Genomic DNA, 12,766 nt, shown 5'->3' with positions numbered 1-12,766 from the left:
TCGATCATGCCGACCGGGTGGGTGAGGGCAGTGCCTTCGAACACCTGGAGCGATTGCGCGACGGTGAGACCCCGCAACATCCCGGTGCCGAACGAGAGGCGCCGCCATACCGGCACCATCGTCATCGTTCCCGCGACGTCCCTTCTGCGGAGTCGCGCTGATCTCCCGGCTCTTCTGGCGTCCCCGCTGCACGACAATCAGCAGTTCGTGACATCCTGCACTAAAATGGTGCGCAATGCGGGTGCGCCCCTGCCCGATAAGGCGCCATGACGCGCGCCATAGAGTGGCGCGCTTCTTGCACATGTCTTGAAAGACAAGTCTCGAGAGCGCCTCCCGACGGAGGCGAAAACCGAACCGGGTAGGACCTCCCCATGTATCAACGCGTGATGGAACATCTCACCACGGCAGTGCTGCTGCTCGATGGCGAGCTGCGGTTGCGCTGGATGAACCCGGCTGCCGAAGCGCTGCTGGCGATAAGTCTGAGTCGCCTCAAGGGGCTGCCCCTGCCATCCCTGGTAGATGGCGGGAAGGAGCTCGGCGAGTTGCTGACCAAGGCATGTGAAGAGTTCCACCCTTTCACCCAACGAGAAGCGCGGCTGACCCTGGGCACCGGCGAGACGCTGACGGTGGATTACACGGTGTCGCCGCTGTCTGCCAATGAGCTGCTTCTGGAGGTGGAGCCTCGCGACCGGCTGCTGCGCATCTCACGAGAGGAGGCGCTTCAGACGCGACAGGAGACCATCAAGGTGCTGGCCCGGGGCCTGGCCCACGAGGTCAAGAACCCCCTGGGCGGTATCCGAGGCGCGGCTCAGCTGCTGGAGCGCGACCTCGATGACCCCGGCCTGCAGGAGTTCACCCGCATCATCATCGAGGAGGTCGATCGCTTGCGAGACCTGGTCGACTCCATGCTGGGGCCCAATCGGGTGATACGCCACGAACCGCTCAATATCCACAAGGTGCTGGAGCGGGTCCGTGCACTGCTGATCGTCGAGCATCCGAGCGTGTGGATCGAGCGCGACTATGATCCCAGCCTGCCGGATCTGTCCGGTGACGAGTCGCAGCTTATCCAGGCCGTGCTCAACGTGGCACGCAATGCGGTGGAGGCCATGACGGAGGCCGGCACTCCCTCGCCAAGGCTCACGCTGTGCACCCGGGCCCGCCGCCAGTTCACCCTGGGGGCCGAGTGCCATCGATTGGTCTGCGAGGTGGCGATCATCGACAACGGCCCGGGCATTCCCACGTCGCTGCGCGAGACCCTCTTCTACCCCATGGTCTCCGGGCGTGCCGAGGGCAGTGGCCTGGGGCTTTCCATCGCACAGTCGATCCTGCACCAGCATCATGGGCTGATCGAGTGCGAGTCCCAGCCCGGCCATACCCGATTCCGACTGCTGATTCCGCTGGAGAAGCGCCATGACTGATGTCGCACGCGTAGTGGTCGTCGACGACGATCGCGCCATTCGCTGGGTACTGGAGCGTGCCCTGGCCCAGCCTGACCTGGAAGTCGAGACCCTTGATCGGGCCGACCGTGCCCTGGAGCGACTGCTCGACTCGCCGCCGGACGTGCTGGTCACCGATATCCGCATGCCGGGGATCGACGGCCTGGACCTGATGGCCAAGGTGCGCGAGGTTCATCCAGAGCTGCCGGTGATCGTGATGACGGCGCATTCCGACCTCGACAGTGCCGTCGCCTCCTATCAGGGTGGCGCCTTCGACTACCTGCCTAAACCCTTCGATGTCGACGAGGCCCTGGCCCTGGTTCGCCGTGCCGTGGCCCACGTTCGAGAGCGGCAGCGCCCGGTGAGCGTGCCCGAGGGGCTGGATGCCGAGATCATCGGTGAGGCGCCGGCCATGCAGGAGGTATTCCGCGCCATCGGCCGGCTGTCGCACTCGCATATCACCGTGCTGATCAACGGCGAATCCGGGACCGGTAAGGAGCGCGTCGCTCAGGCGCTGCACCAGCACAGCCCGCGGGCCGGCAAGCCGTTCATTGCCTTGAACATGGCGGCGATCCCCAAGGACCTGATCGAGTCGGAGCTGTTCGGCCACGAGAAGGGCGCCTTCACCGGTGCAACCGCCCAGCGCCAGGGGCGTTTCGAGCAGGCCAATGGTGGCACGCTGTTCCTCGACGAGATCGGCGACATGCCGGCCGAGACCCAGACTCGCCTGCTGCGGGTGTTGGCCGACGGCGAGTTCTATCGGGTGGGTGGCCACACCTCCGTGAAGGTGGATGTGAGGATCATTGCCGCCACCCACCAGAACCTGGAGGCCCTGGTAGGAGACGGACGCTTCCGTGAGGACCTCTTCCATCGTCTCAACGTGATCCGCGTTCATCTGCCGAATCTGGCCGAGCGCCGCGAAGACATTCCGCGGCTGGCGCGCCATTTTCTGGCGGAAGCGGCCAAGGAGCTCGCCACCGACGTCAAGGTGCTGACCCCCGAGGCCGAGGCGCACTTCACCCGGCTGCCCTGGCCGGGCAATGTTCGCCAGCTGGAGAATACCTGTCGCTGGTTGACGGTGATGGCCTCCGGGCGTGAGGTGCTCGTCGAGGATCTGCCGCAGGAGCTGCGCGAGCCCGGGGCCAACGTGGGCAACACCGGCGACTGGCGCACCGCCTTCCGTGATTGGGCCGACCGGGCGCTGGCAGCCGGCCATACCCACTTGCTTGAGGAGGCGGTACCGGACTTCGAACGCATCCTGATCGAGACGGCACTCAAGCACACCGGTGGGCGCAAGGGTGAGGCCGCCGAGCTGCTGGGCTGGGGACGCAACACGCTCACGCGCAAGCTGAAGACGCTGCTGCCGGCACTGGCTGAGGGGGAGTGAGGATGCAGGGGCGCAACACTCTCTCTTGACGGGCCGGTAAGCTGAAGACGCTGCTGCCGGCGCTGTTGGAGGGGGAGCAGGGCTACAACGAAAGGCGCATTGTTGCGTGGGAGGGGCTGCCGTAGCGTCGCCGTATCAGCAACCTATCATGCAATAGGACAGCCCCGATGCTCGTTGCCCCCGAAGCCCCGCCGCGTCGCGTCCACATCACTGAGGTGGGCTTGCGAGACGGCCTGCAGAACGAACCCGTCGTACTCGCCACCGAGCAGAAACTGGCCCTGGCCCGCGCGCTGATCGCGGCAGGGGTGCGCGAGTTCGAGGTCACCTCCTTCGTCAGCCCCAGGGCGGTGCCGGCGCTGTCCGATGCCGCGGAGCTGGTGGCGGCGCTGCGTGATACGCCCGGATTGCATCTCTCGGCCCTGGTGCCCAATCTGCGTGGGGCCGAGCGGGCCCTCGAGGCGGGGGTGGATTCGGTGGTGCTGTTCGTCTCCGCCTCGGAGAGCCACAACGCCAAGAACGTCAACCGCAGCGTCGAGGCATCCCTGGCCGGCTTCGAGCAGGTCGCCCGTCGGCTCGAGGGCAGCGGCGTGGCGCTGCGCGGTGCTATTGCTACCGCCTTCGGTTGTCCCTTCGAGGGCAATGTGCCGGTCCAGGCGGTGGAGGACATCGCCCGGCGCTTCGCCGGTCTGGGTGCTACCCATCTCTCCCTGGGCGATACCACCGGCATGGCCACGCCGCCGCTGGTGACCGAGCGGGTCCGCCATCTGCACCAGGCGGCGCCCGAACTGGCACTGACTCTGCATTTCCACAACACTCGCGGCATCGGCCTGGCCAACGTCATGCAGGGGCTGGCGCTGGGCGTGGATCGCTACGAGAGCTCCATCGGCGGACTGGGAGGCTGTCCGTTCGCCCCCGGTGCCTCGGGCAACATCGCCAGCGAGGACCTGGCCTACCTGCTCGGGGAGATGGGCATCGACACCGGCCTCGAGCTGGAACGCCTTATCGACGCTTCGCGGCTGGCCAGCGAGCTGATGGGACGTTCCCTGCCGGCCCAGGTCTCAAGGGCCGGGCCGCGCCTGGCGCTGAGCGATGGCGATTCGGTGCCCACGGCGGAGGGTCGAGGAACATGACACCCATCGCTTCCCAGGCACCGGGTTCACTGGCCGGCATTCGCGTCATTGACCTGACCCGTGTCATCTCCGGCCCCTTCTGCACCCAGATCCTCGGCGACCATGGCGCCGACGTGGTCAAGATCGAGCCGCCGGGCAAGGGCGACGTGGTGCGCAGCCAGGGCAATATGGTCAACGGCGAGAGCTGGTACTTCGCCCAGTTCAATCGCAACAAGCGTTCGCTCACCCTCGACCTGCGCAGCAACGACGGCAAGCGGATCCTGCATCGGCTGCTGGAAGGGGCCGACGTCCTGGTGGAGAATTTCCGACCGGGGGTGCTGGGCAAGATTGGGCTGGATGACGATACCCTGCGCGAGCGTTTCCCGCGGCTGGTGGTGGGTCGCATCAACGGCTTCGGCTCCTCCGGCCCCTATCGCGACCGTCCCGCCTATGACTTCATCGCCCAGGCCATGAGCGGCTTCATGGGCGTGAATGGCCCGGCCGACGGCGACCCCATGCGGGCGGCACCGCCGATCAGCGACATGGTGGCCAGTCAGAACCTGGCCTTCGGTATCTGCGCCGCCTTGGTGCGACGCGCCACCACCGGTCAGGGGGAGATCGTCGAGACGGCACTGACCAACGGCCTGATCGCCATGATGGGCTACCTGGCCGCCGAGTTCTTCGCCACCGATCATGTGCCGGCGCGCACCGGCAACGACCATCCCATGCTCTATCCCTATGGCCTGTTCAAGGCCAGCGACGGTGAAGTGGCCATCGCCCCCAGCAACGACACCATGGTGGAGCGCTTCCTTGGTGCCCTCGACAAGCTGCACCTGCTCGACGACGAGCGCTTCGCCGACAATGCAAGGCGCATGGCCAACCGCGACGCGCTGCGCGAGATCCTCAACGACGTCACCGAAACACGCGGGGTAGACGAATGGATCGAGCATCTTAACCGGGCCGGAGTGCCGTGCGGGAGAGTGCACGACTTGCGCGAGACCTTCGCCGACCCCCAGGTGCAGGCTCAGGAGATGCGCCTGGCGCTGGAGCAGGCCTCCGGCACGGTTCCCGTGACCGGCTTTCCCGTCAAGATGCGCGAGGCCCCGGCGACTCTCTACCATCGGGTACCGCGGCTCGGCGAGCACACCCACGAGCTGCTCGGGGAACTGGGCATGACAGGGGATGAGCTGGAGGCGCTGCAGGCTCGTGGCGTTATATGAGCTACCCTGAATGAGGCCGCCACACGGCGGGGAGTCGCCAGGGCGAGGCCCGCTCCGCTCGCCACAACAACAATCAGGAGGAATACGCCAATGAAGTCGGTCATCAAGAACCTCTCCGGAGTCGCTGCCACGGCCCTGCTGGGCGCCGGCCTGGCCGTCAGCACGCCCAGCCAGGCGCTGCCCATCAGTGAGTGCATCGCACCGGCGGACCCCGGCGGCGGCTGGGACTTCACCTGCCGCTCGGTGGGCAAGCTGCTGCTCGACCTCGAGCTGGTGGATAGCCCGGTGCAGGTCACCAACATGCCGGGTGGGGTGGGCGCCGTGGCGTTTGCCAACGTCGAGAGCAATCGCGCCGACGACAGCGACCTGATCGTCGCCACCAGCACCGTGGGGGTGACCCAGATCGCCCAGGGCAGGTACCCCGGCGGCGCCGATACCATGCGCTGGCTGGGCATGTTGGGTACCGATGTGGGCGTCATCCTGGTGGATGACGACAGCGAGTACGAGAGTCTCGAGCAGCTGCTCGAGACCGTGGTCGAGGATCCCGGTGCCCTGGCCGTTGCCGGCTCCAGCGGTGCCGGTGGCTGGGATCACATTCGCGCGCTGATGCTGGCCAAGGAGGCGGGCATGCCGGATGACCAGATCGGCAGCCTGCGCTGGGTGCAGTTTGACGGCGGCGGCCCGGCCGTGACCCAGATGATGGGGGGGCACGTGGACGTGGTCTCGACGGATCTGGGCGAGATCGCCGGTTTTATCGAGTCCGGCGACGTGCGCGTGCTGGCGGTGCTCTCCGAGGATCCGCTCCCCGAGCCCTTCGCCGAGCTGCCTACTGCCGCCTCCCAGGGCTATGACGTGGCGGGCTACAACTGGCGTGGCTTCTACACCGGCGGCGAGGTCTCCGACGCGGACTATGCCGCCATGGTGGAAGACCTCCAGACACTCTATGACAGCGACGAGTGGAAGGAGGTCGCCCAGCAGAACGGTCTGGTGCCGCTGTGGCGCGGCGGCGAAGAGTTCGACGCCTTCGTTCGCCAGTCCATCGATGAGGTCGAGACCATCTCGCGGGAGATCGGAGTCATTCAGTGAGCGACGCCAGCCAGGATAACGCCGGGCGAGTGCCCGGCGTTATCGGTGATCGCATCGCTGGCGCCCTGTTGCTGGCGCTGGCGGTGGGCGCCTGGTGGCTCTCACACGACCTGGAGTCGGGCTTCATGCAGCCCATCGGGCCAGGCGAGTATCCGCGCCTGATCAGCTTGCCCTTGGCGGCGCTGTCGCTGCTGCTGATCCTGAAGCCGGGCTTCAACCAGCGCTGGCCGGGACGCGCCGCGCTGGTGCGCCAGGCGCAGACCCTGCTGGTGCTGGCCTGCTATGCGGGGCTGGTCAAGCCGCTCGGGTTCCTGCCCGCTTCCCTGGCCGCGGTGATACTGCTCATCCGGCTGTTCGGGGCGGCCTGGAAGTCTGCGCTGATCAGTGGCGTCGTGCTCACTCTGGCCCTCTATGTCCTGTTCGAATTCGTCCTCGGCATGCCGCTGCCGAACATTCCCGGCCTGGATTGGTAACCCCGCGACATGGAAATCCTCGCCTTTCTCGCCCAGGGCTTCGCCGTGGCGCTGGAGCCTCAGAACCTCTTCCTGGCGCTCATCGGCTGCGTCATCGGCACCCTGATCGGGGCCCTGCCGGGGCTGGGGCCGGTCAACGGCGTGGCGCTGATGATCCCTCTCTCCTTCAACTTCGGCCTGCCGGCCACCGGGGCGCTGATCCTGCTGGTCAGCGTCTACTACGGCTGCATGTACGGTGGGCGTATCAGCTCCATCGTGCTCAACATTCCCGGCGATGAGCCGGCCATGATGACCACCCTGGATGGCTATCCGATGGCCCTGCAGGGGCGCGGGGGCGAGGCGCTGGGCGTCTCTGCCGTGGCTTCCTTCGTGGGTGCCGGGGTCGCTACCCTGGGGCTGGCCCTGTTCGCGCCGCTGCTGGTCCAGTTCGCCATCCGGTTCGGCCCGGCGGAGTACTTCGCGCTCTTCGTGCTGGCCTTCGCCACCATCGGTGGGGTGACCGGCGGCAGCCTGATCAAGAGTTTTCTCGCCGCCTTCCTGGGGCTGCTGCTGGGCAGCGTCGGCATCGATGCGGTCAGCGGGGTGCCACGCTACACCTTCGGGCTCTACGAGCTCTATGACGGCATCGACTTCATCGTCGCCCTGGTGGGACTGTTCGCCATCTCCGAGTGCCTGATCTACCTGGAAGACATCCGCGGCACCAGCCGCCCGACCCTGAAGCTCGGCTCGGCGATTCCCGGCGTGCGCTCTGCGGGACGCTGCGCACCGACCATCGCCCGTGGCTCGCTGATCGGTTTCGTCGCCGGGGTGCTGCCGGGAGCCGGGGCGGCACTGGGCAGCTTCCTCGCCTATATGCTCGAGAAGCGCTGGGTGGGCCGCGACGGCCGCTTCGGCCAGGGTGACCCGCGCGGCGTGGCCGCCCCCGAGGCGGGTAACAATGCCGCCGCCGGCGGGGCTCTGATTCCCATGCTGTCGCTGGGCATTCCCGGCAGCGGAACCACGGCGATTCTGCTGGCACTGCTGCTGTCGATGAACATCACCCCGGGGCCGCTACTCTTCGAGCAGCAGCCGGAAATGGTGTGGGGGCTGGTGGCGGCGCTGGTGATCGGCAACTTCGTGCTGCTGGTGCTCAACGTGCCGCTGGTGAGCCTGTTCGCCAAGGTGCTGCAGGCGCCGGGCTGGTTCCTGATGCCCATGGTGGTAATGGTGGCCTTCGTCGGCGTCTACTCGCTCAACAACAGCGCCTTTGACCTCTACATGATGCTGGGTTTCGGGGTGCTGGGCTATGTGCTGCGCAAGCTGGAGATTCCCACGGTGCCGGTGGTGCTGGGCCTGCTACTGGGCGGGCAGATGGAGTTCAATCTGCGCCGGGCCATGTCGATATCGGGCGGCGAGTGGAGCATTCTCTGGAGTAGTGGCATCTCGGTGGGCATCTACCTGTTTGCCGTTACCTTGATTGTTGCCGGGCTGGTCTACTCCTGGGTGGTTCGGGGTCGACTGCGTTAGGCCGACTGGGCTGGGCGGCGACGGCGGGGGCTGCCAGAATGGGGCATCCAAGGAGAGAATGCCCATGACGCAGATGAGCTGGGAGCGGTTGCTCGACCCGAGCCGCCTGCACGACCGGCGCGGTGAGCGCCCCGGCGGCGAGCGCGACGAGATTGGCCGCAGCCCCTTTCACAAGGACCACGACCGCATCGTCTTCGCCGGCTCCTTCCGGCGTCTGGGGCGCAAGACCCAGGTCCACCCGCTGACCGATAACGACCATATCCACACAAGGCTGACCCACTCCCTGGAGGTCGGCTGCGTGGGACGCTCGCTGGGCATGATCGTCGGTGAGCGGCTGAGTGGCCGACTGCCCGGCTGGATCACCCCGGCGGATCTGGGGGTGATCGTCCAGGCCGCCTGCCTCGGCCACGATATCGGCAACCCGCCCTTCGGCCATGCCGGGGAGTATGCCATCCGTGACTGGTTCGCCCGCGCTGCGGTCGACGGCAAGGGTTTGCTGGAAGGGCTCTCGGCGACCGAGCGCCAGGACCTGCTCACCTATGAGGGCAACGCCCAGGGCTTTCGCATCGTCACCCAGGTGGAGTACAACCAGTTCCGCGGCGGCATGCGCCTGACCACGGCAACCCTGGGTACCCTGCTCAAGTATCCCTGGACCGTGGAGCACGGCGGGGTGGCCGGCAAGTTCGGCTGCTACCAGAGCGAGCGCGAGCTGCTGGCCGAAGTGGCGGATCGGCTGGGCTTGCTGCCTCGCGGCGAGGGACGCTGGTGTCGCCACCCGCTGGCCTGGCTGGTGGAGGCCGCCGACGACATCTGCTACGCACTGCTCGACCTGGAGGATGGCCTGGAGATGGGGATCCTGCGCTATGAAGAGGTGGCCGAGATCCTGATTCAGATTGCCGGTGGCGAACCCGCCGACTATGCCACCATGCAGCGCCACGGGGTCTCCCAGCGGCGTCGCATCGCTGCCCTGCGCGGGGCGGCCATGGAACGAGCGGTGAACGACGTGGGCGCGGTGTTCGTGCAGCATGAGGCCGAACTGCTGGGCGGGAGACTCAAGGACGACCTGCTGGAGCTCTGCCACCCGGACCTGGGTTGGGGGGTGAAGGCGGCCAAGCAGTTGGCCCGGGAGCGGATCTTTCAGAACGAGCGCAAGGCCAAGCTGGAGATCGGTGCTTATACGACCTTGGGTATTCTCCTGGAGGCCTTTATCGGGGCGGCCCATGAACTGCACCACCATGGTCGCTCCAACTTCAAGCATCAGCGGGTGCTGACGCTGATCGGCGAGAACACTCCGCGCCCATCCTGGAGCCTCTATGACAGCTACCGGCGAATGCTCGATTTCATCGGCGGCATGACCGACCACTACGCCGTGGACCTGGCCCAGGAGATGGGCGGCCGGCTGCGGGGCGACTGAGGTGGCAAGGCTGAGCGTAAAAGCGACGGGTCGACGCGGGGCACTGCTCGGGCTGGTGATACTGCTGGCGGCCTTGTCGTCCCTGGCCGCAGAGCCCCTCGAGCGTCTCGAGGGGGAAGGCTTCGACCACTACACTCTGGCGCTGACCTGGCACCCCGGCTTCTGCGAGAGCCGCTCGCGTCCGCCCCGGGAGTGCCGTGACCCGACCCTGCACGAGGGAGCCGACCGGGGCTTCGTGCTCCACGGTCTGTGGCCCTCGCTGCCCGCCCGCTTTGCCGAGCGAGGGGTCGACCGGCGCCGCTGGTGGCGGGAGGGCTGTTTCCTCGAGACGCCACGGCCCGACGGCAGCTTCTGCCGCGCCCATCCGCCCCTCGACCTGCCGGCGGCGCTGGGACAAGCGCTGGATATCGCCATGCCCGGGCGCGCCAGTTGCCTGGGTCGCTATCAGTATGCCAAGCACGCCGCCTGCCTGGCGCTGCCCGAGGCGGCGTACTTCGCGGCCTCGGTGGCCCTGGTGGAGGCGGTCAACGACAGTGCCTTCGGTGCCTTCGTGACCCTCAATCAGGGGGGAGAAGTGGAACGCAACGCGTTGATCAACGCCTTCGAGGCGGCGTTCGGCCAGGGAACTGGCCGGGCACTGCGGCTGGAGTGCCATGGGCGCGGCAATCGTCTGCTCACCGAGGTGCGCATCGGCATCGATGCCGAGCGCCTGGCGGACTTTCCGACAGGCGATAGCCTGGTGCATCAGGACCGTGGTCGCTGCGCGACGCGGGTGCGCATCGCCACCCTCGACTGATCAGACCGACGGGGCTTCCAGGTTCGGCAGGTCCAGCAGGCTGGCGCGATGGTGCAGGACCGCGATCACGGCGTCGTGGGTGGCATCGTCGACCTCGCCCAGCCGGGTCGCGGTAAGCCGCCTGGCCAGGTCGCCACCACCGACCACCAGCAGGTCGTCCGGTGCCTGGCTGATGTCGATTTCCCAGCCCGGCAGGGCCAGTACGCCCTTGACCGGTACCGGCCCCCCGATCTGTTGCTCGAGCCACCTTCTCAGCCAGTGAGTTGCCTGGCGGGTCTTGTGCAGCGGCCGGTGCTCGTTCCAGCCTGGAAAACACAGGCGGTCGGCCTCCACGGCGACCAGGTTGACCTCCCGGCCGCCGGGGGTGATGGCGGGCGTACGGGCGCGGGTCTCGACCACGAAGATGCCGTGGGGAGTGACGGCCACATGGTCGATGGTATAGCCGTCGCCGGGGACGTCGTGGAAGACAAAGTAGGGGTGCGCCTCGGGACGAATCAGCCGCTCGAGTTCCTGCCCCACGGCGAGTTCGCAGGCCAGGCCCAGCTTGAGCCGGCGAATGCGTTGAAAGTCGCGGATCAGCAGAAAGCAGAATGCCAGCGCCAGCAGGGTGCAGAGCGCCCCGTAGAGCGCCCATTCGATCCAGTTCTGCTCGCTGGAAAAGAGCATGCGGCCCATGCCGTAGACCAGCGGCGCCATGGTGACGATGGGACCCAGGGCGCCGTCGAGGAAAAGGCCGGCGAAGGCGCGGTCGAGGCGGTCGCGCAGGGCCTGTCCGGGCTCGCGCAGCGGGTGGGCGTCGAAGGGCGAGCGCACCCGCGCGTCGTGCAGGTTGCGCAGCGCCACCACGATCACCGCAGTGGCCGCCAGCGGAAACAGGAAGATCAGCGGGAGCAGGTATTCCAGCCAGGCCATCGGGATTCCTTGCCCTGAGGGGGAGCGTCCATTCTAGACAAGCTCCCCCTTGCAGGGCCATGCTCTTTCGGCGTGAGGAGTGGGAGATGAGGGTACGAGTGTGGATCAGGTTCTGAGTGGTAACGTCGGTAATCTCGAGGCGCTCGCGGCCTTTGTCGCGCGGTACCCGCGCCTGGCGGTGATCACCGGCGCCGGCGTCAGTACCGCCAGCGGCATCCCCGACTATCGTGACGACCGCGGCGACTGGAAGCGCCCGCCACCCATGCAGCACCAGCTTTTCATGGCCAGCCATGCGGCACGCCAGCGCTACTGGGCACGTGCCCTGGTGGGTTTCCAAACCCTGCAGCAGGCCAGGCCCAATGCGGCTCACGCGGCCCTGGCCCGTCTCGAATCCCGGGGCCATGTCAACGGCGTGATCACCCAGAACGTCGATGGCCTGCACCAGCGGGCCGGCTCACGGCGAGTAATCGACCTGCATGGCCGTGCCGATAGGGTGCGCTGCATGGGCTGTGGTGCGCGTCGTATGCGCTACGATCTGCATGCTGAGTTGGCTGACCGCAACCCGCACTGGCTTGAAGCCGGTGCCCGGGCGGGCCCGGACGGCGACGCCGATCTGGAGGCCGACTTCTCGGGCTTCCGGGTTCCCGACTGCACGCGCTGCGGTGATGGCATCTGGAAACCCGACGTGGTCTTCTTCGGCGATAGCGTGCCGCGCACCACGGTGGAGGCTGCCTACGGCCTGCTGGCCGAGAGCGATGCCCTGCTGATAGTGGGCTCCTCGCTGATGGTCTTTTCCGGCTTTCGCTTCGCCCGAGAGGCGGCTCGCCAAGGCCAGCCCATTGCCTGTCTCAACCTGGGACGTACCCGCGCCGACGAGTTCTATGCACTGAAGGTGCAGGCCCCGGCTGAGGTCCTGGAATCCCTGTGCGAGATGCTGGAAAGCGGTTCGTCCCGAGGCGTCAGCCGCCGGCCAGCCTGACGCGGAAGCCGCGCTTCTCGAGCTCGCCCTTGAGCATTTCACGGTGGTCGCCCTGAATCTCGACGACGCCCTCCTTGACCGCCCCGCCGGTACCACAGCGCTTCTTGAGGGCCTTGGCCAGGGCCTTTAACTCGTTAGCGGGTACCGGAATCCCCTCGATGGTGGTGACCCCCTTGCCCTTGCGGCCGCTGGTTTCGCGGCGAATGCGCACGATGCCGTCCAGTTCAGCCAGGCGGGCCTGTTCGACCTGTTCGGCACACTCGCACTCGGCCAGGGGGCGGCGGCAGTCCGGACAGGTGTTGCCATGTTCGGTGGAGTAGACCAGGCCGCCGAGCTGCTCCTTCAGGGATGCCATGTCGGCCTCCTCGCGTTCGAGAGTGTTCGAACGATGATAATCGCGCCATGGGCAACCTGCATCCATGGCAGCCGTTCAGGGGGTGTGAAGCGG

Annotated in this window: 12 protein-coding genes; 10 read left to right on the top strand and 2 right to left on the bottom strand. The window is 67.1% G+C overall.

Annotated elements, in window-relative coordinates; genetic code table 11:
- Positions 1-371 precede the first annotated feature (371 nt).
- The 9 genes from glnL to HALO32_RS04050 all read left to right on the top strand — a co-directional run bounded on the left by glnL (position 372) and on the right by HALO32_RS04050 (position 10,427).
- Positions 372-1,418: a nitrogen regulation protein NR(II) gene (gene glnL, locus HALO32_RS04090; RefSeq protein WP_151442513.1), complete on the top strand. Its 1,047-nt coding sequence runs from the start codon at positions 372-374 to the stop codon at positions 1,416-1,418.
- The gene (gene glnG, locus HALO32_RS04085; RefSeq protein ID WP_151442512.1) at positions 1,411-2,823 is read left to right on the top strand and encodes a nitrogen regulation protein NR(I); all 1,413 of its coding nucleotides are present in this window, start codon (positions 1,411-1,413) and stop codon (positions 2,821-2,823) included. The genes glnL and glnG overlap by 8 nt, the downstream gene beginning before the upstream one ends.
- Positions 2,824-2,990: 167 nt before the next feature.
- Entirely contained in the window at positions 2,991-3,953 is a 963-nt protein-coding gene (locus HALO32_RS04080; RefSeq protein ID WP_151442511.1) for a hydroxymethylglutaryl-CoA lyase, read from the top strand.
- Positions 3,950-5,152, top strand: a complete 1,203-nt coding sequence (locus HALO32_RS04075) for a CaiB/BaiF CoA transferase family protein (RefSeq protein WP_151442510.1) — start codon at positions 3,950-3,952, stop codon at positions 5,150-5,152. Before HALO32_RS04080 ends, HALO32_RS04075 begins: the two co-directional genes overlap by 4 nt.
- 90 nt (positions 5,153-5,242) lie before the next feature.
- A complete protein-coding gene (locus HALO32_RS04070; RefSeq protein ID WP_151442509.1) occupies positions 5,243-6,238 on the top strand; it encodes a Bug family tripartite tricarboxylate transporter substrate binding protein in 996 nt (331 codons plus the stop codon).
- Positions 6,235-6,711, top strand: a complete 477-nt coding sequence (locus tag HALO32_RS04065; protein WP_151442508.1) for a tripartite tricarboxylate transporter TctB family protein — start codon at positions 6,235-6,237, stop codon at positions 6,709-6,711. Before HALO32_RS04070 ends, HALO32_RS04065 begins: the two co-directional genes overlap by 4 nt.
- A gap of 9 nt (positions 6,712-6,720) precedes the next feature.
- Complete coding sequence (locus HALO32_RS04060; RefSeq protein ID WP_151442507.1) at positions 6,721-8,217, top strand: tripartite tricarboxylate transporter permease; 1,497 nt, start codon at positions 6,721-6,723, stop codon at positions 8,215-8,217.
- Positions 8,218-8,281: 64 nt separating this feature from the next.
- Positions 8,282-9,631 carry a deoxyguanosinetriphosphate triphosphohydrolase gene (locus HALO32_RS04055; RefSeq protein WP_151442506.1) on the top strand — a complete coding sequence of 450 codons (1,350 nt, stop codon included), beginning with the start codon at positions 8,282-8,284 and terminating at the stop codon, positions 9,629-9,631.
- A gap of 1 nt (position 9,632) precedes the next feature.
- On the top strand, positions 9,633-10,427 hold the full coding sequence (locus tag HALO32_RS04050) for a ribonuclease T2 family protein (protein WP_225809734.1): 795 nt from the start codon (positions 9,633-9,635) through the stop codon (positions 10,425-10,427).
- Here HALO32_RS04050 and HALO32_RS04045 read toward each other — a convergent pair whose 3' ends face one another.
- Positions 10,428-11,339: a nuclease-related domain-containing protein gene (locus HALO32_RS04045; protein WP_151442505.1), complete on the bottom strand. Its 912-nt coding sequence runs from the start codon at positions 11,337-11,339 to the stop codon at positions 10,428-10,430.
- A 100-nt stretch (positions 11,340-11,439) separates the two neighbouring features.
- Here HALO32_RS04045 and HALO32_RS04040 point away from each other — a divergent pair, with 100 nt between their 5' ends.
- Entirely contained in the window at positions 11,440-12,318 is an 879-nt protein-coding gene (locus HALO32_RS04040) for an NAD-dependent protein deacetylase (RefSeq protein WP_151442504.1), read from the top strand.
- On the opposite strand, the gene HALO32_RS04035 is transcribed toward HALO32_RS04040, so the two are convergent.
- Positions 12,299-12,673, bottom strand: coding sequence for a translation initiation factor Sui1 (locus HALO32_RS04035; RefSeq protein WP_151442503.1), 375 nt, complete (start codon positions 12,671-12,673; stop codon positions 12,299-12,301). The two genes, HALO32_RS04040 and HALO32_RS04035, sit on opposite strands and share 20 nt — an antisense overlap.
- Positions 12,674-12,766: the final 93 nt, after the last annotated feature.

This window comes from Halomonas lysinitropha (assembly GCF_902500215.1).
Classification (GTDB): Bacteria; Pseudomonadota; Gammaproteobacteria; order Pseudomonadales; family Halomonadaceae; genus Halomonas; species Halomonas lysinitropha.
Note: the sequence above shows the minus strand (reverse complement) of the source record. Positions and strands in the feature narration are given on the sequence as shown.

Coding starts and splice junctions, on each gene's coding strand:
- glnL (WP_151442513.1), top strand. CDS start 372: ATGTATCAACGCGTGATGGAACATCTCACCACGGCAGTGCTGCTGCTC.
- glnG (WP_151442512.1), top strand. CDS start 1,411: ATGACTGATGTCGCACGCGTAGTGGTCGTCGACGACGATCGCGCCATT.
- HALO32_RS04080 (WP_151442511.1), top strand. CDS start 2,991: ATGCTCGTTGCCCCCGAAGCCCCGCCGCGTCGCGTCCACATCACTGAG.
- HALO32_RS04075 (WP_151442510.1), top strand. CDS start 3,950: ATGACACCCATCGCTTCCCAGGCACCGGGTTCACTGGCCGGCATTCGC.
- HALO32_RS04070 (WP_151442509.1), top strand. CDS start 5,243: ATGAAGTCGGTCATCAAGAACCTCTCCGGAGTCGCTGCCACGGCCCTG.
- HALO32_RS04060 (WP_151442507.1), top strand. CDS start 6,721: ATGGAAATCCTCGCCTTTCTCGCCCAGGGCTTCGCCGTGGCGCTGGAG.
- HALO32_RS04055 (WP_151442506.1), top strand. CDS start 8,282: ATGACGCAGATGAGCTGGGAGCGGTTGCTCGACCCGAGCCGCCTGCAC.
- HALO32_RS04045 (WP_151442505.1), bottom strand. CDS start 11,339: ATGGCCTGGCTGGAATACCTGCTCCCGCTGATCTTCCTGTTTCCGCTG.
- HALO32_RS04035 (WP_151442503.1), bottom strand. CDS start 12,673: ATGGCATCCCTGAAGGAGCAGCTCGGCGGCCTGGTCTACTCCACCGAA.